General features: G+C 70.8%; 18 protein-coding genes and 1 pseudogene. 6 read left to right on the forward strand and 13 right to left on the reverse strand.

Annotated features, from left to right (window positions below):
* Positions 1–784, reverse strand: a 784-nt coding sequence (locus ABD295_RS14305) for a DUF222 domain-containing protein (RefSeq protein ID WP_344304443.1), incomplete at its 3' end; no start/stop codon positions are given.
* A gap of 496 nt (positions 785–1,280) precedes the next feature.
* Here ABD295_RS14305 and ABD295_RS21225 point away from each other — a divergent pair.
* Positions 1,281–1,364: pseudogene (locus ABD295_RS21225) on the forward strand (transposase); the annotation flags it as partial.
* A gap of 169 nt (positions 1,365–1,533) precedes the next feature.
* On the opposite strand, the gene ABD295_RS14310 reads toward ABD295_RS21225, so the two are convergent.
* From ABD295_RS14310 to ABD295_RS14340, 7 genes are read right to left on the reverse strand one after another with little or no spacing between them, the layout of a single operon-like run.
* Entirely contained in the window at positions 1,534–2,007 is a 474-nt protein-coding gene (locus tag ABD295_RS14310; RefSeq protein WP_344304444.1) for an Lrp/AsnC family transcriptional regulator, read from the reverse strand.
* Between the two features lie 44 nt (positions 2,008–2,051).
* The gene (locus ABD295_RS14315) at positions 2,052–3,581 is read right to left on the reverse strand and encodes an aminobutyraldehyde dehydrogenase (protein ID WP_344304445.1); all 1,530 of its coding nucleotides are present in this window, start codon (positions 3,579–3,581) and stop codon (positions 2,052–2,054) included.
* Positions 3,582–3,598: 17 nt separating this feature from the next.
* Positions 3,599–4,987, reverse strand: a complete 1,389-nt coding sequence (locus ABD295_RS14320; RefSeq protein ID WP_344304446.1) for an NAD(P)/FAD-dependent oxidoreductase — start codon at positions 4,985–4,987, stop codon at positions 3,599–3,601.
* The gene (locus ABD295_RS14325) at positions 4,984–6,072 is read right to left on the reverse strand and encodes an ABC transporter ATP-binding protein (RefSeq protein ID WP_344304447.1); all 1,089 of its coding nucleotides are present in this window, start codon (positions 6,070–6,072) and stop codon (positions 4,984–4,986) included. The genes ABD295_RS14320 and ABD295_RS14325 overlap by 4 nt, the downstream gene beginning before the upstream one ends.
* Entirely contained in the window at positions 6,065–6,880 is an 816-nt protein-coding gene (locus ABD295_RS14330; RefSeq protein WP_344304448.1) for an ABC transporter permease, read from the reverse strand. The genes ABD295_RS14325 and ABD295_RS14330 overlap by 8 nt, the downstream gene beginning before the upstream one ends.
* Entirely contained in the window at positions 6,877–7,767 is an 891-nt protein-coding gene (locus ABD295_RS14335) for an ABC transporter permease (RefSeq protein ID WP_344304449.1), read from the reverse strand. The genes ABD295_RS14330 and ABD295_RS14335 overlap by 4 nt, the downstream gene beginning before the upstream one ends.
* The gene (locus ABD295_RS14340; RefSeq protein WP_344304450.1) at positions 7,764–8,909 is read right to left on the reverse strand and encodes a polyamine ABC transporter substrate-binding protein; all 1,146 of its coding nucleotides are present in this window, start codon (positions 8,907–8,909) and stop codon (positions 7,764–7,766) included. The genes ABD295_RS14335 and ABD295_RS14340 overlap by 4 nt, the downstream gene beginning before the upstream one ends.
* A gap of 157 nt (positions 8,910–9,066) precedes the next feature.
* On the opposite strand from ABD295_RS14340, the gene ABD295_RS14345 reads away from it, so the two are divergent.
* The 4 genes from ABD295_RS14345 to ABD295_RS14360 are packed head-to-tail and all read left to right on the forward strand — an operon-like array spanning position 9,067 to position 12,912.
* Complete coding sequence (locus tag ABD295_RS14345; RefSeq protein WP_344304451.1) at positions 9,067–9,687, forward strand: TetR/AcrR family transcriptional regulator; 621 nt, start codon at positions 9,067–9,069, stop codon at positions 9,685–9,687.
* Positions 9,684–11,015, forward strand: a complete 1,332-nt coding sequence (locus tag ABD295_RS14350; RefSeq protein ID WP_344304452.1) for a nucleotide disphospho-sugar-binding domain-containing protein — start codon at positions 9,684–9,686, stop codon at positions 11,013–11,015. Before ABD295_RS14345 ends, ABD295_RS14350 begins: the two co-directional genes overlap by 4 nt.
* Positions 11,012–11,986, forward strand: coding sequence for a hypothetical protein (locus tag ABD295_RS14355; RefSeq protein WP_344304453.1), 975 nt, complete (start codon positions 11,012–11,014; stop codon positions 11,984–11,986). The genes ABD295_RS14350 and ABD295_RS14355 overlap by 4 nt, the downstream gene beginning before the upstream one ends.
* Positions 11,983–12,912: an SIS domain-containing protein gene (locus ABD295_RS14360; RefSeq protein WP_344304454.1), complete on the forward strand. Its 930-nt coding sequence runs from the start codon at positions 11,983–11,985 to the stop codon at positions 12,910–12,912. Before ABD295_RS14355 ends, ABD295_RS14360 begins: the two co-directional genes overlap by 4 nt.
* Positions 12,913–12,968: 56 nt before the next feature.
* Here ABD295_RS14360 and ABD295_RS14365 read toward each other — a convergent pair whose 3' ends face one another.
* Together ABD295_RS14365 and ABD295_RS14370 are read right to left on the reverse strand one after the other, a co-directional pair.
* Positions 12,969–13,715: a ZIP family metal transporter gene (locus tag ABD295_RS14365; protein WP_344304455.1), complete on the reverse strand. Its 747-nt coding sequence runs from the start codon at positions 13,713–13,715 to the stop codon at positions 12,969–12,971.
* Between the two features lie 40 nt (positions 13,716–13,755).
* Entirely contained in the window at positions 13,756–14,652 is an 897-nt protein-coding gene (locus ABD295_RS14370) for a cation diffusion facilitator family transporter (RefSeq protein ID WP_344304456.1), read from the reverse strand.
* Between the two features lie 213 nt (positions 14,653–14,865).
* On the opposite strand from ABD295_RS14370, the gene ABD295_RS14375 reads away from it, so the two are divergent.
* Entirely contained in the window at positions 14,866–16,401 is a 1,536-nt protein-coding gene (locus tag ABD295_RS14375; RefSeq protein WP_344304457.1) for an MFS transporter, read from the forward strand.
* A gap of 20 nt (positions 16,402–16,421) precedes the next feature.
* On the opposite strand, the gene ABD295_RS14380 is transcribed toward ABD295_RS14375, so the two are convergent.
* From ABD295_RS14380 to ABD295_RS14390, 3 genes are all read right to left on the reverse strand, one after another.
* The gene (locus ABD295_RS14380; protein WP_344304458.1) at positions 16,422–17,600 is read right to left on the reverse strand and encodes an RNA polymerase sigma factor; all 1,179 of its coding nucleotides are present in this window, start codon (positions 17,598–17,600) and stop codon (positions 16,422–16,424) included.
* Positions 17,597–18,004 carry a YciI family protein gene (locus ABD295_RS14385; RefSeq protein WP_344304459.1) on the reverse strand — a complete coding sequence of 136 codons (408 nt, stop codon included), beginning with the start codon at positions 18,002–18,004 and terminating at the stop codon, positions 17,597–17,599. The genes ABD295_RS14380 and ABD295_RS14385 overlap by 4 nt, the downstream gene beginning before the upstream one ends.
* 146 nt (positions 18,005–18,150) lie before the next feature.
* Entirely contained in the window at positions 18,151–18,837 is a 687-nt protein-coding gene (locus ABD295_RS14390) for a dienelactone hydrolase family protein (RefSeq protein ID WP_344304460.1), read from the reverse strand.
* Positions 18,838–18,870 lie beyond the last annotated feature (33 nt).

An 18,870-nucleotide genomic window follows, 5' to 3' on the forward strand; every position in this document is an offset into this window, starting at 1 on the left:
GGTCGCGGAACGCCTCGCCGCGGACTTGGTCGGCGGTGAGCCGTTGCCCGGTGGCTGGGTCGGTCCACCCGCCGGCTTGGTCGCGGCGTCGGGGTGAGGACTTGGCGTCGATGACGGTCTTGAGGATCGCGCCCTCGACGGGGGGGAGGACCCCGGAGTACTCCAGGGACCCGTCGGGTCTGGTCTTGTAGGTCAACCGCGTCCTGGTTTCGGCTCTGCGTTCGGCGGCCTCCAACGCCTTCAGCTCCTGGGCGTCGGCGACCTGGGGGGCGACGTAGGCGAGGATCCGGTCACCCAGCTTGACCAGCTCACGCGGCCCGAAGTCGTCAGCGAACTCGAGCAGTTGTTCCTCGGCGAGACGGCGGACCTCGGGGCCGATCTGGGGTGGGAGCTGGTCGAGCGCCCTCACGATCACTCGGGCCTGGTCGAGGTGCACCCGCCCGGAGGTCACACCGCCGCCGATGCGTGCCCACCGTGCGTCCAACGCTTCAGCGAGGCTCTGCTGGGCATGGGCGGCGCGTTTGTCGCACCTGGTCTCCCTGGCGACCCAGTCCGCGACCCTCTTGTCGGCGTGCTCGGCGGCCACGTCCTCGGAGGCTGCGACGACGCGGAGGCGTACGCCTTCGGCTTGTGAGACGAGCGGAGTGAGCCGGCGCAGCAGATCTGACTTCTGCTCAGTGGACAGGTAGGCCGGGTCGACATCGACCACTTCCGCGAGCGCCTTCTCCAAGACGTCGGCGAACTCCACCAACGGGTGGCGCGGCGTGGGTGTGGAGTAGCTCATCCCGAACAACGGTAGAGGTGGCCACCGACAACCGAGAGTCTCAGGAACCCCTTGTTCACAGGGCCTCTAAGGTTTTGTTGTGTGACGCTCACCTCACAGATGGCTGCACTGGCCGGCGCGTAGTCACCGTTCGGTGGTCGAGGACGTTGCGCTAGCAACCAACGCCGCTTGCGGCGTGGGGTGTCTGTCGACCGAAGTGTCCACGGCGGTCAGGTTCGGGTCGGCCGGTGTGGCTTGATAGGAGCGTGTGGCGCTCTGCTCGGCTGAGGCGTGTCCACTGGCCAACCCGTGCGGTTCATGTCCCCTCGATCACGGTGCCGGCCACCGCGGCCGGGCAGCTCAATCTGACCCGATGGGCCGCGACCAGGTACCCGCGGCTGCGTTGGGCCGTCGAGGACGACCGGCACGTGTCCGGGCGGCTGTTACGCGTCTTGATCGGCGCCGGAGAAACAGTGACGTGTGTCCCGACCAAGCTGATGGCCGATGCCCGCCGGAGCTGGTCGTGAAGGTCCGCGACGGCGGACACGTACGGACCAAGGCCGCGCACATCGCCGTGGGCGTCGACGTCGAGGGCATCAAGCTCCGTGCGGGATCCTCGACCACCCGGGGTGGTCTCGACTCTCCGCTCGCAAGCTCGCTGCTCGACCACCGGGGACGCTGCGACCTCCTCGACCACCGGGGACGCGGCGCGACCCCCTCGACCACCGGGGACGCTGCGCGGCCTGCTCGACCACCGGGGTCGGCCGCACCTAGAAGCGCACGCCTTCATCGAAGGTCTGCTTGTGGATCTTGAGGTAGCCCATGCTCTCGATGGAGCTCACGCACTCGGTCGAACGAATGCGCTCGAGCGCCTCGATCATGTGGTCGTCGCTCTCGCAGACGACTTCGGCGATCAGGTCGTAGCGACCCGAGACCACGACGACGTAGCAGACGTCCTCCATGACCCGCAGGGCCTCGGCCACGTCGTGGATCCGATGGGTGACCCGCACGCCCACCATGGCCTGGCGGGCGAAGCCCAGCTGAGAAGGATCGGTCACCGCGACGATGTTGATGATGCCGCTGTCCAGCAGGCGCTGCACGCGGTTGCGCACCGCCGCCTCCGAGAGGCCGACCTCCTGCGCGAGGTCACGGTAGGACCGCCGCCCGTCTCGCTGCAGGGCCTCGATCAGGAGCGCGCCGGGTCCGTCGAGCGCGACCTTGTCGACCCCCGGCTTGCTGGACATGGGCGAAACCTACGCGCTGTTCGGAAGGACGGTGCGCGACGGGCTCACGCGGGGCGGAAGGAGTCGTGCTCGGGCGGCGCATCGTGCCGGATCATCACGTGGTGCGTGACGGTGTACTCCGCCAGCGACTCCTGGCTCATGTCCTTGCCGAAGCCACTGGCCTTCACGCCCCCGTGCGGCGCCTCGGACGCGATGGGGAGGTGGTCGTTGACCCAGGTGACCCCGGCGTCGATGCGGTGCGCGACCCGGAGCGCACGCTGCCCGTCACGGGTCCACACCGACGAGGCCAGTCCGTAGGCGGAGTCGTTCGCGAGGGCGACGCCCTCGTCCTCGCCGTCGAACGGCAGCACCACGACCACCGGGCCGAACACCTCCTCCTGCACGATCTCGGAGTCCTGGTTCGCGCCGGTGACGAGGGTGGGTGGGTAGTACGCCCCCGGCCCGTCGGGGACGACCCCGCCGGTGACGACGGTGGCGCCCGCCTCGACGGCGCGCGTCACGAACCCGTGCACGCGGTCCCGGTGCTCGACGCTGACCAGCGGGCCGATCTCGGTGTCCTCGTCGAACGGCTGACCGACCTTGATGGCCGACAGGGTGTCAGCGAGACGGGCGACCAGGTCGTCGTACGCCGGTCGCTCGACGTAGATGCGGGTCAGCGCCGTGCAGTCCTGACCCGAGTTGTATGTCGCCCCCATGGCCAGGCCGCGCACCGCGGTCGACAGATCGCTGTCGGCGAAGACGACCGCGGGCGCCTTGCCGCCGAGCTCGAGGTGCACCCGCTTCGTGGCCGACGCGGCCGAGGCCATCACCTCACGCCCCGCTCGCGACGACCCCGTGATCGACACCATCGCCACCGTGGGATGCGCGACCAGCGCCGCACCGACCTCGGCGCCACCGGTCACCACGTTGAGGACGCCGTCGGGGAGCCCCGCTGCGTGCGCGATCTCGGCGAGCCGCAGCGTCGAGGAGGGCGTGGTCGGCGCGGGTTTGAGCACCACGGTGTTGCCCGCTGCGAGGGCGGGGCCCAGCTTCCAGATCGCCATGATCAGAGGGAAGTTCCACGGCGCGATGCCGGCCACGACACCGACCGGTCGGCGCACGAGTAGCGAGGTGTAGCCGGTGCTGAGCCGGCCCGCCCCCGTCCCCTCCAGGGAGCGCGCGGCCGCGGCGAAGAAGCGCAGGTTGTCGACCGCGAACGGCAGCTCACCGTCGGCGAAGACCGCCCGCGGCTTGCCCGTCTCGCGCACCTCAAGGTCGACGAGGTCGGTGGCCTCGCCGATCTGCTGGGCCAGCGCGTCGGCGACGCGGGACAGGACGAGCGCCCTCTCCCCCGCGGTCCGGGCCGCCCAGGCAGGGAGCGCTGCCGCCGCCGCGGCCACCGCCCTGTCCACGTCGTCGATCGAGGCCTGCACCAGACGGCCCGACACCTCCCCGGTCGCGGGATCGACCAGGTCGAGGGGTTCACCGTGCCCCGGCTCGCGCCTCCCATCGATGAAGGTGCCATCGATGAAGGTGCCATCGATAGAGGTGCCATCGAAGAAGGTGCCGTCGATGAAGGTGCCGTTGCCGTCCATGGGGATCCCGTCTGGTCTCAGGAGTTGAAGCCGATGCCGAAGCGGTCGAGCGTGCGCAGCCACGGGCCTCGGCGCCCCGTGCGGTCCTCGCGCGCCAGGGCTGCGCGGGTCGCCTGGACCCCGAGGAAGCGGACCGGCTCGGGCGGGAAGGGCACCGGCCGATCACCGAGGAAGGCAGGTACCGGCTGTCCCGCGAGGGCATCGAGGAGCGCGCCCGCGGCGAGGCGGCTGTAGGCGACGCCCAGCCCCGTGAACCCCATCGCGTGCCCGACGGTGCGCGTCCGATCGGTGCCGACGAAGGGCGTGAAGCGGCTCGTGGTGTCGATCAGGCCCGCCCAGCGATGCGTGAAGCGCAGGTCCATCAGCTGCGGGAAGGTTTGCCGGAAGTGCTCGGCGAGCAGGCGGTGCGAGGTGTCGCGCTGCTCGCGCGCCGCATCGGTGCGCGAGCCGTAGTAGTAGATGGCGTCGTAGCCGCCCCACAGGATCCGGCCGTCTGCGAGCGGTCGGTAGTAGTGGAACTGGTTCCCGGCGTCGGTCACGCCCTGCCGGTCCTGCCAGCCGAGCCGATCCCACTGCTCGGCCGACAACGGCTCGGTCACGAGCACGTGGTCGTAGACGGGGACGACGTACTTGCGGAGGCTGCGCCGCGGACTGGGGAACGCGTTGGTCGCCAGGGCCACCTGACGGGTCCGCACGACCGCGCGTGGGGTGACGACCCGGCCGCCGTCGAGATCCTGCACGGGCGTCTGCTCGTGGACACGCACTCCCAGCCGCAGCGCCCAGTCGCGCAGCCCGACCACCAGGGCGACCGGGTCCAGCACTCCCCCGCCGCTGCGCACCCGGATGCCGGCGAGGTACGTCGGCGACTCGACGTCGGCGCGCATGCCGGCGGCGTCGAGCAGGGTGACGTCCTCGCCGTACCGGTCCAGCAGCCCGGCCAGCCCGGCGAAGCCCGCGGCCTGGTGCTCGGTCGTCGCCACGATCGACTTGCCGACCAGGGAGAGCCCCGCGTCGATGCCGGCCTCGTCCAGGTCGGCAGCCAGCGCGGCCAGGTTGCGACGCCCGGCCTGCAGCAAGGCAGGGAGGTCGTCGGGCCACAGCGCGAGGCCGTGCGCGAGGCCGTGCGTCACCGAGTCGGAGATGAAGCCGCCGTTGCGACCGGTCGCCCCGAAGCCGACGTGCTCCGCGTCGAGCAGCACCACGTCGCGAGCAGGGTCGCGGCGCTTGGCCTCGATCGCCGTCCAGAGCCCCGTGAACCCGGCGCCCACCACGACCAGGTCGGCCTCGGTGCCCCGCGAGAGGGGCAGCGTCGTCGGGACGAGGTGGTGCACGTCGTGCCAGTAGGACCTGGGCGCGGCCTCGGCGAGCGGGTCCGTCGCCCTTGTCCTCCTGCCAGCAGTGCTCATGCGACGATGCGCGCGGCGTCGGCGCTCCAGGTCAGCTCGACCTCGGCCCCGCGGTGCACCGTCGGGAAGCCGGGCTGGGTGACCAGGACCGGCTGTCCCGCCACGGTGGTCGGGCCCTGCGTCGCCACCGCGATGGCGGTGCTGCCGCCGCTGAACTGCGTCTCGAGGACCTGGCCGCGGAGCACCCCACCTGCTGATCCGCCAGCAGGTCCACCCGAGGACTCGGCGGCGCGCTCCCGGATGTCGATGTCCTCGGGACGGACGACGAGATAGCTGCCGTGACCACGCCCCGGCAGCAGCGCACCGCCGGCGACCTCCAGGCCGTCCGGGCGAGCCGTGCCCTCGAAGACGTTGCTGCGCCCGATGAACTCGGCGACGAACCGGTTGACGGGGTTGCGGTAGAGCTCCTCCGGGCTGGCCACCTGGAGGACCTCGCCGTCGTTCATGACCGCGACCCGGTCGGCCATCGACAGGGCCTCCTCCTGGTCGTGGGTGACGACGACGAACGCGATGCCGACCTCGTGCTGGAGCCGCTTCAGCTCCAGCTGCATCTGGGCGCGGACGTTGCGGTCCAGTGCTGAGAGGGGCTCGTCGAGGAGCAGCAGCCGCGGCTGGTTGACGATCGCGCGGGCCAGCGCGACGCGCTGGCGTTGGCCGCCCGAGAGCTGGCTGGGCCGGCGGCCACCGAGGCCTTCGAGCCCGACGGTGCGGATCACCTCGGCCACCCGGGCCGCGACCTCCGACTTGGCCAGGCCCGCCCGCGACGGCCCGTAGCCGATGTTCTTCTCGACACTGAGGTGCGGGAAGAGCGCGTAGGACTGGAACATCATGTTCACCGGCCGCTTGTGCGCCGGCAGGGCGAGGAGGTCGGCGCCGCCGAGCGTGACGGTCCCGTCGCTCGGGTCCTCGAAGCCGGCGAGCGAGCGCAGCAGGGTGCTCTTGCCGCAGCCGGACGGGCCGAGCAGTGCGAAGAACTCGTTGTCGGCGACGTCGAGGTCGACGCCGCGGAGCGCCCGCACGGCGCCGTACGAAGCGCTCAGGCCCCTGATCTTCAGCAGGGGTGTCTGCAGCGGGGCGTCAGTCATCGTCCTTCTCCGTTCGTCGGAGGATGAGGGCACCGACCAGCACCGCGGCCACACTGACCGCCAGCAGGATCGAGGCCAGCGCGTTGATCTCCGGCGTGACGCCGAAGCGCACACGGGAGTAGATCTCGATCGGCAGGGTCGGGGTGTTCGGGCCGTTGGTGAAGAAGGCGATCACGAACTCGTCGAGCGAGAGCGTGAAGCTGAGCAGCGCCCCAGCCAGCACGGCAGGAGCGATGGAGGGCAGGGTGACCCGGACGAACGTGGCGAACCACCCCGCGCCCAGGTCCTGCGAAGCTTCCTCCAGCGAGCGGTCGAGCTGCACGAGCCGCGCGCGGACGACGGCCACCACGAACGCCGTCCCGAACGCGGCGTGCGCGAGCATCACCGTCGTCAGCCCGAGCGAGAAGCCCACCCAGGTGAAGAAGGACAGCAGCCCGATCGCGAGCACCAGGTCGGGCAGGATCGCGGGTGCCATCACCACCGCGTCCAGCGTCGTCGACCGCGTGTAGCGCACCAGCCCCACCGCGAGCATCGTGCCCAGCACCGTCGAGAACACCATCGCTCCGAAGGCGACGAGCAGCGTGTTGACCAGCGCCTCGCCCAGGTTGGAGTCGGAGAAGAGCTCGGGGTACCACTTCAGCGAGAAGCCCTTGAGGTTCAGCGCGGACCGGCCGCTGTTGAACGACAGGACCACGACCGTGGCGATCGGCACGTAGAGGAAGAAGAGGCAGCCGACCAACGGGATCCAGAGGACACCGAGACCCTGGCGGCGCTGACCCGGCCGCTGACTCGGCCGCTGACGGCTCATCGGGGGGCCTCGACGGAGAAGCGCCGGCTGACGGCGGACTGCAGCGCGAAGAGCAGCAGCAGGAGCACCACCATCACGAGCGCCAGGGTCGCCCCGAAGGGCCAGTCGCGCGCCTTGAGGAACTGGTCGCGCACCAGGTTGCCGACCATGACGGTCTTGCCGCCGCCGAGCAGCTCGGGCACGACGAAGTTCCCCAGGCTGGGCACGAACACGAAGATGCAGCCGGTGACCACGCCCGGCAGCGACAGCGGAAAGGTGATCCGCGCGAAGCCGGCGAAGCGGGACCCGCCGAGGTCGGCCGACGCCTCCGTGAGCTCGTCGTCCATCCGCGCCACCGACGCGTAGATGGGCAGGATCATCAGGGGGAGGTAGACGTAGACGAGACCGGCGATCACCGCGCCCCTCGTGTAGAGCAGGTCGAGGCGGTCGTCGACGATCCCGAGCCGGACCAGCACGTCGTTGAGCACGCCCTGGGTGTTGAGCAGCACGATCCACGCGTAGGTGCGGATCAGGAAGCTGGTCCAGAACGGGATCACGACGAGGACCAACATCAACGAGCGCCAGCGCGCCGGCAGCTTCGCGATGGCGTACGCGACCGGGTAGCCGACCACCAGCGCGACGAGCGTCGCCGCTCCAGCGATCCACAGCGAGCTGACCAGGACCCGGCGGAAGGTCGGCTCGAAGGCCCGGCTGAAGTTGTCGAGGGTGAACTCGTACTCGATGCCGCCGAAGCGCCCCCGGTCGAAGACGGTGTAGCTGAGCACCAGCAGCACGGGGACGACGACGAAGACCGCTGTGAACGCCAGCCCGGGGCCGAGGAAGATCGCGCTGACCGCCGGGCGCCCCCGGCGCCCGCTCGCCGTGTTGCCGGAGGGCCTCCGCGTCACGAGGCCGTGACGTTGGTGGTCAGCTCGGTGTACTTGGTCGACTCCTCGCCGAGGTCCACGAGCACCTCACCCTCCGCGAGCTGCTCGGGGGTGACGTCGAGCTGCGGGAATTGCTCCTTCAGCTCGGCCGGCACCAGCTCCGCGGCGGCCTGGTTCGGCACGTTGTAGTAGACGTTCTCGGTGACCCAGACGTGCATCTCGGGCTCGAGCATCATGTTGATGAAGGCGAAAGCGGCCTCCTTGTTCTTGGAGTCCTTCAGCACGACCATCGTGTCGGCCCAGAGGTCGCTCCCCTCGTCGGGCACCACGAACTTGATGTCGGGGTTCTCGGCCATGCCGTAGCCGCACCAGCCGTCCCAGGCCTCGGTCATCACGGCCTCGCCGGAGACGAGCTTCTCGTAGAAGGTGGTGTCGTCGTAGCCGAGCAGGCTGTCCTTGGCCGAGGTGAGCAGGTCGGCCATCTCGGCGATCTCCTCGTCGTCGGTGGTGTTGACCGAGTAGCCCAACGCCTTCTGCGCGGGCAGCGCGAGCCAGCGCTCGGTCGAGAGCATCGTGATCTTGCCGGCGTACTCGGGGTCGGGCTGGAGGATGTCGTTCCACGACGTCGGCGCCGGGTCGACCAGGTCGGAGCGGTAGCAGATGCCCGTGGTGCCCCAGGTGTAGGGCACGGAGTACTCGTTGCCCTCGTCGAAGGCCAGCTGGGTGGCCTCGGGGTAGAGGTTCTCGAGGTTCGGCACCAGGTCGGCGTGCATCGGCTCGAGGAGGCCGGCGTCGTTGAGCGCTTGCGCGTACTGGCCGGACACGAAGGCGACGTCGATGCCCGAGTCTCCCCCGGCGGTCAGCTTGGCCATCACCTCCTCGTTGGTGGCGTGCTCCGTCACGGTGAGACCGGCGCCGGTGGCGGCCTCGAACTGGTCGGCGATGTCCTCGGCCATGTAGCCGGCCCAGTTGGACACGGTGATCGACTGGCTGCTCAGGTCGGCGCTCGGGTCGAGCTCGTCCGGCTCGGCGCTGCTGCCCTCGTCATCGCTGCCCCCGCAGGCGGCGAGCGCCAGGACGGCCACCACCGATCCGACACTGAGCGCGGCGCGGCGAGGTGCCCGGCGCGTCGATCGGCGAGAGAGGTTGCTGGTGCGGGCCATGACGCCTCCTGAAATACCCGAGAAGGGATGTTGGCGGCCCACTTTGCATTGACCTTCAGATTTCGGCAAGGGGTTCGAGCCGTTGAAATGAGCCTGTAACCAAGATTTTTTGAAGGACTCTTCAACAAAGCTCGCAGTCGTGCCAAGGTTGCCCACGATGACCCGCTCAGCGAAACAAGCACGCCGCGACGCCCTGGTGGGCGCCGCGCAGCGCGCGATGCTGCAGCACGGCGCGGATGCCAAGCTGGTGCACGTCGCCGAGGCGGCCGGCCTCACCTCAGGGGCGGTGCTCTATCACTTCCCCGACGTGCAGGCCCTCCTGCTCGAGGCGAACCGAGCCGGCATGGAGCGCTTCTACGACCAGCGCGTCGCCGCCCTCGACCACCTCGACGACCCGGTCGAGAAGCTCGTCGTCACAGTTCGGACCGGTCTCCCCGTCGACGGCGACGACGCGTCAGTGCGGCTGCTCTGCGAGCTCGGTGGCGCCGCCGGACGGCAGCCGGTGTACGGCGCGCTGCTGACCTCGCTCTACGACCGACAGGTCGCGATGTACGAGGTGATCCTCGCCCAGGGCGCCGCGACCGGCGTCTTCACCCTCAGCCACGACGCGCGCACCATCGGCCGCAACCTGGTGGCACTCGAGGACGCCTACGGCTACCGCATCATGGCCGGGCACCCCAGCATCGACGGCGACACCGCGGCCGAGCTCATCCTCGAGTACGCCCGCGTCGCCACCGGTCACCCCCTCGACACCACGACGAGCAAGGACTCCCGATGACAGATCGACTGACCGTCCTGTTCCTGCCCGAGTCGGCGCACGGCCCGACCAACCAGTGCATCGGCATCGGCAAGGTGCTGCTCGACCGCGGCCACACCGTGGTCTTCGCGGCCGAGCGGTCCTGGGAGGGCAAGCTCGCCCCGCTCGGCTTCGTCGAGGCCCTGGTCGACCTCGCCGAGCCCCCCGCACAGGACGAAGGGTCCGACGCCAGTGACGAGGCCGCCGGCCAGTTCTGGATCGACTTCATCAACGAGACCGCGCCGGAGTTCCGCAAGCCGACCATCGAACAGCTGGCCTCCTTCATCCAGCCGACTTACCAGGCCCTCATCGACGGGGCGAAGTACGCCGAGCCGCACCTCAAGGCGATCATCGCCGAGCACCGGCCCGACGTCCTCGTCGAGGACAACGTCGTGGCCTTCCCGGCCCTGGTGACGTCGGGTGCGCCGTTCGTGCGGATCGTGTCGTGCAACCCCTTGGAGATCCGCGGGAGCGACATCGCGCCGACGTTCTCCGGGTACGCCGCCGCGGACCGCTCCGGCTGGGCAGAGTTCCTCGACGAGTTCGACAGCACCCACCAGGCCACGTGGGAGGACTTCGACGCGTGGGTGCAGGCGCAGGGCGCCCCGCCGCTGCGCCCCCGCGAGTTCATCCACACCTCAGAGGTGGCCAACCTCTACGTCTATCCCGAAGAGCTCGACTACGTCGCCGACCGGCCGCTCGACGCCACCTGGCACCGGATGGACTCGAGCTTGCGGCAGACCGACGGCGAGTTCGAGATGCCCGCCGCCTTCGCCGACCGTCCCGAGGGCTCCGCCGTGATCTACCTGTCGCTCGGCTCTCTCGGCGGGGCCGACATCTCCCTGCTGCAGCGGCTGATCGACGTGCTCGGCACCACGCCGCACAAGGTGGTGGTGAGCATGGGGCCGCGCGCCGACGAGATCCGCCTCGCCGACAACATGGTGGGCGACGCGATCGTGCCGCAGACCAAGGTGATCCCCCAGGTGGACCTGGTGATCACGCACGGCGGCAACAACACCACCACCGAGTCGCTGCACTTCGGCAAGCCGATGATCGTGCTACCGCTCTTCTGGGACCAGTACGACAACGCCCAGCGGGTCGAGGAGTCGGGCTACGGCCGCAGGCTGTCGACGTACGGATTCAGCGACGAGGAGCTGCTCGGCGCGATCGACGAGCTGCTGTCCGACACCGCACTCCGAGCGCGGGCGGAGGCCGCCGGCGAGGCGATCCGGGCGCGCGACGGGCTGCAGGTCGGTGCCGACGTCATCGAGCGGGTCGGCCTGGAGCACGTGGCGACGCGACAGTCGTGACGCCCCCTCGCACCATCGGATTGGCCTTCACCGTCGAGCAGGCGGACGGTTCGTGGTGGTGCCGACCGTCCGGCTCCGGCGCGAGCAGCCTCTTGATGGCCCTGTGGGCCGAGGGTGCGGACCTGCCGGAGGGTTTCCGCTGGGTCCCGGGCACACGCCCGGTGGGGTCGGTGCCTGAGGGAGAGACGTCCATCGACGTCGACCAGACCAACCTCTCGGTCGTCGTGGGCGACCGCGTGGTGGTCAAGTGGTCCACCACTCCGCTGGTCGGGCCGCACCCCGCATCGGAGCGGCTGCGGCGGCTGGTGGACGCGTCGTTCGAGGCGATGCCCGGGGTCTGGTTCCTGCTCGAGTGGTGCCATCCAGACGGCGGCTGGGTGCCCGTGGTGACCGCGACCGACCTGGTGCCGGACTCGAGCGACGGGTGGACGTGGTGCCTGCACGAGGCCCGCGTCGCCGTCGGGGTCGAACCGGGACCCGCGCGACCCTTCGCCGCCGACCTCGGCCGCGTGACCGCCGAGATGCACGTCGCGCTGGCCGACTCCCCCACAGGCCCGGTGGCCACGCACGGCGACTACCACGTCGGCCAGGTCCTGCGCGGCACGGCGGACGACCGGCTGCTCGTGATCGACTTCGACGGCAATCCCATGCTGACTCCCGAAGAGCGCGTCGCGCACCGACCGGCCGCCTACGACGTGGCCGGCATGCTGATGTCGCTGGAGAACGTCGGGCACGTGCTCAGTCACCACGACCCCGCGGTGCCGGCCGAGGCGGTCAGGGAGTGGGTCGAGCAGGTGCAGGCCGAGCTCCTCGACTCCTACCGTGCCGTCGCCGGCGACCTGCTCGACGAGTCCCTGCTGACGCCGTACGTCGACGACCAGATCCAGCGCGAGCTCGAGTACGCCGCGGCGTACCTGCCCCAGTGGCGCTACGTCCCGGAGGCCGCGCTGCGACAGAGGGGAAAGCTGTGACGCCCGACCTGTTCCTGGCGGACCTGTCCGAGAAGCCCGAGCGGCTGCGCGCGCTGCGGCTCGACGGCGCGTGGGACTTCGTGACCGCACCCGCCCGCGTGGTGCTGCTCGGCATGGGCTCCTCCCACTATGCGAACCTCGTGGCCGCCGCGCGGCTGCGGGCCGCCGGCGTCTCGGCGGTCGCCGAGCTCGCGAGCAGCGACCTGCTGCCCGCGCTCGGTCCGGGTGACCTGGTCGTCGCGGTGTCGGCCTCCGCCGGGTCGGTGGAGACCCTCGACGCCGTCGAACGACTGGGTCCCGACGTCGAGGTCGTGGCGCTCGTCAACAAGCCCGGTCCGCTCACCGAGCGTGCCGCACGCGCGGTCTCCATGGACGCGGGCGAGGAACGGGGTGGCGTCGCCTGCCGGTCCTTCCAGCACACCCTCGCGCTGCTCCTCGAGCTCGAGCGGCACCTCACGGGCGGACGTGCGGTCCCGCTCGCCGAGGCCGCCGCGGCCTCCGAGCACCTGCTCGCGACCGAGGCCGACTGGCGACCGCGCCTCGACGAGCTCCTGATGGGTCCGCACGGCACCCACGTCGTCGCGCCGGCGCGACGTGTCTCGTCGGCCTACCAGTCCGCGCTCATGCTGCGGGAGGGTCCGCGCCTGCAGGCCACCGGGTGCGAGACCGGCGACTGGAGCCACGTCGACGTCTACCTCACCAAGACGACCGACTACCGGATGCTGCTGCTCGGCGGCTCGCGCTGGGAGCCGCAGCTGCTCGACTGGACCCGGCAGCGAGGCAGCACCGTCGTCGCCGTGGGGGCACCGCTGGCCGAGGCGGCGTTCGAGCTGCGCTACCCCCACGACGAGGACGACGACGTGCGCCTGCTCACCGAGACGCTGGTGGCCGAGCTCGTGGCAGCGCGCGCCTGGCTCTCCGCCTGAGCCCACCGCTCGCCCTCGTCCGCGGCGGTACGCCGGGGGCCCGCCGAGGGAGCGGGCTAGAGCCGGTCGATGGCGAAGGCCAGCACGAACCCGATGGTGGCCAGCAGACCGGCGTAGAGGTGGGTTCTCTCGAACGCCTCCGGGATCATCGTGTCGGCGACCATGGCGAGGATGGCGCCCGCCGCGACGGCAGTGACGACAGCGATGGACGCGCCCGAGGCGCCGTCGAGGAGCACGACTCCCATCAGGCCGGCGCCGCCGGACGAGAGCGCGACCACCGCCCACACGCCGAAGACGTAGGACGCTCGCCGCCCTGCACGCCGCATTCCGGCCGCGCTGGACAGGCCCTCCGGCACGTTGGAGAGGAAGATGGCCACCAGGACGGGCACGCCGACGCCGTGCCCCGACAGCAAGGTCAGGCCGAGGACCATGGACTCCGGGATGCCGTCGAGGAGCGCACCGATGGCGATCGAGGTGCCGCTGCCGCCGACCTCCGACTCCGTCGGCTGCCCGGACGACCGTTTGCGGTGCCGGGCTCCTGCGGACGCGAGGGCGACATTGGCGCCGACGTAGGCAACGGCACCGCCGAGGAAACCGCCGGTCGTCGCAGCGAGGCCGCCCGCACGCTCCGCCTCGTCGACGAGGTCGAACGCCAACGCCGAGATGAGGACGCCGGCACCGAAGGCCATCACGCCGGCGACGACCGTGCGCGGGATCCGGAGGTACCAACCGAGACCGGCGCCGACCAGCAGTGCCGACCCCGCGAAGAGTCCCCACAGTCCCGCTGCGGCCCAGACGGGCACGTCGACCTCTCTTTCCTGCTTCCCTTCGAAGCGCGAACAGTCAGGCTCCAGCCGGTGCGGACGGCACCAGCACTGCGTCGACGATCGACGCGTCTTCTTCCAGCCGGCGCGCCAGCTCCTCCAGCCTGATCGCGATGCGGGACTCCGGTCGGTCTCCCGCCAGGTCGACGCTGGCGAGGAGGACGAGCTGCCGCGGTCCGACGAACTCCACGCGCAGGTGATCCACTGCAACGACGTCAGGCAGCTCCAGGAGCCGCTGGCGGATCGCGTCGCTGATGGCCGGATCGACGACCTGTCCGAGGAGGAACCTCCGGTTGCGGTCCACCAGCACCGCCGCCACCCCGCACAACAACACCCCGACGACGATCGAGCCGATCGCGTCGTACACCGCGTTGCCGGTGACCTCGTGCAGCGCCAATCCGGCAGCCGCGACGACGATCCCCACGACAGCAGCCGAGTCCTCGGCGAGGACCGCGCGCAACGTGGGATCCGACGTCGCCAGGGCGTGGTCGAGGAGGTCTCGGCCGAGCCCCGACGCCTCCCTGCGGGTCTGGCGCAAGGCCTGGGCGAGCGACACGCTCTCGAAGCACAGCGCGACAGCAAGGACGACGTAACCGACGAGGTAGTCGCCACCAGGCTCGTCGACACGCAGCTGGGTGATCCCGTGGTAGGCGGAGAAGATGCCGCCGGCCACGAAGAGGCCGAGCGCGGCCAGCAGGGACCAGATGTAGGCCTCGCGGCCGTAGCCCCACGGTCGCGACTCGTCAGGGCGTCGCTTGCTGCGCCGGTCTGCGACCAGGAGCAGGATCTGGTTGCCTGCGTCGGCCCACGAGTGCGCGGCCTCGGCCGTGAGGGAGGCCGACCCCGTCATCACGGCCGCGACCGTCTTGGCCACGCCCACGGCGAGGTTGGCCAGGAACGCGATGACGACGGTCACGAGCGACCGGTCCGGCCCACTGCGAGGTGCACGTCTCCGCGTACCCGTTCGGCGGGCAACACAGGCCTGGCTGGCGTTCGCACCTGGGCGTGCAGCCTTGGCGCAGTCGGACTGGACCACTGGAAAACCCCGGAACAGTTGTCAGCGGATGGTGGTTTGCTGTCGACAGTGGTCTCGGGAGCTGCAGCGAGCATCGAACCGAGGAGATCGATCATGAGCGAGCCCATCCCCACGCACGCGGCGTCCAGCAGTCCCGAGGCAACGACTCCCGATCCCGGCAGATGGTGGGCGCTGGTCGTCCTCGCGGCCGCGCAGCTGATGATCATCCTCGACGCCTCGATCGTGAACATCGCGCTCCCGTCGGCGCAGGCCGACCTCGAGATCACCAACGCCGACCGGCAGTGGATGGTCACCGCCTACACCCTGGCCTTCGGTGCGCTGCTCCTGCTGGGCGGGCGCATCGCCGACTACACCGGCCGCAAGCGCACCTTCATCATCGGCCTGCTCGGCTTCGCCGCCGCCTCGGCCATCGGCGGCCTCGCGCCCAACCAGGAGCTCCTCTTCGGCGCTCGCGCACTGCAGGGCGCCTTCGCCGCCCTGATGGCACCCGCCGCGCTGTCCATCGTCACCGTCACGTTCACCGAGCCCAAGGAGCGCGCCAAGGCGTTCGGCGTGTTCGGCGCGCTCGCCGGTGGTGGCGCGGCGATCGGCCTGATCGTGGGCGGACTGCTGACGGAGTACGCATCGTGGCGCTGGTGCCTCGGCGTCAACGTCCCCGTGGCCCTGATCGTGGCCGCGGCCGCCATCCCGCTCGTCCGCGAGAGCAAGGCTCACGGAGACACCAGGTACGACGTCCCCGGCGTCCTGCTCGCCACCGTCGGCCTGTTCGCGCTGGTCTACGGCTTCACCGAGGCCGCGCGCGCCGAGAACCCCGACGACCCACAGTCCCTGGCCGTCAAGGGTTGGCTCGACCCGAGCACGCTGACCTTCCTCATCGTCTCGATCGTGCTCCTGGTCGCGTTCGTCGTCTGGGAGGGTCGCGCCCGCAACCCGATGCTGCCGCTGCGCGTGGTCCTCGACCGCAACCGCGGCGGGTCCTTCCTGGTGTTCCTGCTCGTCGGAGCGGGGCTGTTCGCGATGTTCCTGTTCCTGACCTACTACTTCCAGGTCAACCTCGGCTACACGCCGCTCAAGGCCGGCTTCGCGTTCCTGCCGTTCAGCCTCGGAATCATCCTGACTGCCGGGTTCGTCTCGGCGCTGCTGCCACGGGTCGGCCCACGGGTGCTGATGATCCCCGGCCTCGCCATGGCCGTGGTGGGCATGCTGCTGCTGACGCAGATCGACCAAGGGTCGTCCTACTGGCTGCTGGTCTTCCCCTCGATGGTCATCATGTCCGCCGGCCTCGCCGGCGTCTTCATCCCGGCGGCCAGCACGTCGCTGGTCGGCGTCGGGAGCCACGACGCGGGCGTCGCCTCAGCGGTGCTCAACACCTCGCAGCAGATCGGTGGCTCGCTCGGCACCGCCCTGCTCAACACCCTGTTCGCGGGGGCGGTCACTGCCTACTTCACCGACAACCCACCGACCAGTCCCGGCGAGGCGGACCAGACACTGCCGCTCGCGTTCATCCACGGCTACCACGTGGCGTTCTTCTGGGGCGCGGTGATGTTCGCGGCGGCCCTGCTCGTGTCCCTCGCGTTCATCACCGCACACAAGGAGGACATCCCGAGCGAGCCCGGCGCCGCCGTCTAGCCCGCGAGATCAGGGCACGATCAAGGACGCGCGTTGAGGCGGGCGGCCTGCCGGGTCAGGTGCTCCCGCTCGGCGAGGTTGGGCGCGCGATGGGCCGCCTCGGCGTACAGGCGCGCCGCGAGAGGGAGGTCGCCGTCGCGCTCGTGCAGGTACGCCGCCACGGCGGTGTGGCGCGGCAGGTCCTCGTCGAGCTCGGCCAGCGCGGCCAGACCTGCACGCGGGCCGTCTGCCTCACCGACAGCCACGGCGCGGTTGAGCCGGACGACCGGGTTGTCGGTCAGGGCGCAGAGCTCGTCGTACCACTCGAGGATCTGCACCCAGTCGGTCTGCTCGGCGGAGAGCGCGTCAGCGTGCAGCGCCGCGATCGCCCCCTGCGCCTGGAACTCCCCGAGCTGGTCGCGCGCAAGCGCTGCCTGGAGGATCTCGACGCCCTCGGCGACGGCGGTCGTGTCCCACTGGCTGCGATCCTGCTCGGCGAGCGGGACCAGGCTGCCGTCGGGCCGGGTGCGGGCGGCGCGCCGGGCGTGGTGGAGCAACATCAACGCCAGCAGGCCGCGCACCTCGGGGTGCTCGATCGCGGCGGACAGCTGTCGTGTCAGCCGGATCGCCTCCTCGGCGAGGTCGACCTCTCCGGAGTAGCCCTCGTTGAACACGAGGTAGAGGGTGCGCAACACGGTCGACACGTCGCCCGGCGAGTCGAGGCGGACCTGGGCGACGGTGCGCTTCGCGCGGCTGATCCGCTGGGCCATCGTCGCCTCGGGCACCAGGTAGGCCGCCGCGATCTGACGCGTGGTGAGCCCACCCACCGCGCGGAGCGTGAGCGCGACGGCGGACGCCGGCGTCAACGACGGGTGCGCGCAGAGGAAGTAGAGCTGCAGGGTGTCGTCGACTCCCACCGCGGGCCCCGGGTCCGGAGTCTCCTCGACGAGGTCCTCGCGCCGGCGCCTCGCCGCGTCGGCCCGGGTCGCGTCGAGGAACCGGCGCCACGCCACCGTGACCATCCAGCCCTTCGGGTCGCGCGGCGGGTCGGTCGGCCAGGCGCGCAACGCCTCGACGAGCGCGTCCTGGACGGCGTCCTCGGCCGCCGCGAAGTCGGCTCCACGGCGGACGAGGACGGCCAGGACGCCCGGGGTGAGACTGCGCAGCTCGACACCGTGCACGGGATCCAACCCGCCCGGGCCGAGCGGCTCTGCGGTCATTCCTCGACGGTGGGCGGGTGGGCCAGGAACGGCCGCACCTCGAGCCACTCGTGGATCGGCCGGCCACCGGCACCGGGCGCGGCGGAGAGCTCGCCGGCCAGCGCGTAGGCCCGCTCCTGGCTGTCGACGTCGATGATCATCCAGCCCGCGATCAGGTCCTTCGTCTCGGCGAACGGCCCGTCGGTGACCGGCGGCCGGCCCTCGCCGTCGTACCGGACCCAGGCGCCCTCCGGCGCCAGTGCCTGGCCGTCGACGAACTCGCCGGTGCCCTCGAGCTTCGTCGCGAAGTCCTGCATGTACTTGATGTGCGCCGAGATCTCGTCGGGGGTCCACTTGTCCATCGGCACGTCATTCGTAGCCTCCGGTGCTCCGCGGTAGTGCTTGAGCAACAGGTACTTGGCCATCTCTCGTCTCCTCGATGTCTGCGACCCATTCTGGCCGCGCTCACACCAGGGTCGGAGCCGGGGAGCGGTTCTCGACATCCTGACGCCAGATCGCCGCGTCAAGCGGGTCGAGCTGTTGCAGGCGTCCTACCCGTAGGGCCTCTCGTCTAGCCGCGCAGGAAGTCGAGGGTGCGCGACCAGGCGAGCGTGGCTGCCTCCGCGTCGTGCTCGGTCCGGCTCGGCTCGGCGAACCAGTGGTCGGCGCCGGCGTAGACCTCGAGCCGGGCGTGGACTCCGGCCTTCTCCAGCTCGGACTGCATCGCCTCGGCGTCCTCCAAGGGGTCCATCTGGTCGCGGTCGCCGAAGTGGTGGAGCACGCGCGCCTCGATCGCGGACCAGTCGGCGTCCGAGATGCCGTAGTAGGCCACGACGGCGTCAACCTGCCCGGGTCGGGTCTCGGCGAGGTGGAAGGCCCAGGCCGCGCCCATCGAGGCGCCCACGATCCCGACCGCACCCCCTTCGCTGCGGCGCAGCAGCTCGTCGTGCGCGGACTCGACGATCGACTGGGTCTGCTCGACGCCGAAGTCGCCGCGCATCGCGTCGGCCTCCTCGATCGTCCTCGCCACCCGCCCGGCGCGGTAGTCCGGCGCGAGCGCGACGAACCCGGCAGCGGCGAGCTCGTCGCACCATCGGCGGAAGTCGTCGTTGAGTCCCCACCAGGCGTGCAGCACCAGGACACCGGGCCCGGTCCCGCCGGCCGGGGTGGCGACGTACGCCGCCGCCGGCCCAGCCGCGGTCTCCAGGGTGATCTGGTCGTGGTTCGCGTTCGCGTCGGTGTTCATGTCCATGTCCATGAGTCCATCATGAGCGGCGTTCCCGACATCCTC

Origin of the sequence: Nocardioides bigeumensis (genome assembly GCF_039531755.1) — a bacterium.
Classification (GTDB): domain Bacteria; phylum Actinomycetota; class Actinomycetes; order Propionibacteriales; family Nocardioidaceae; genus Nocardioides; species Nocardioides bigeumensis.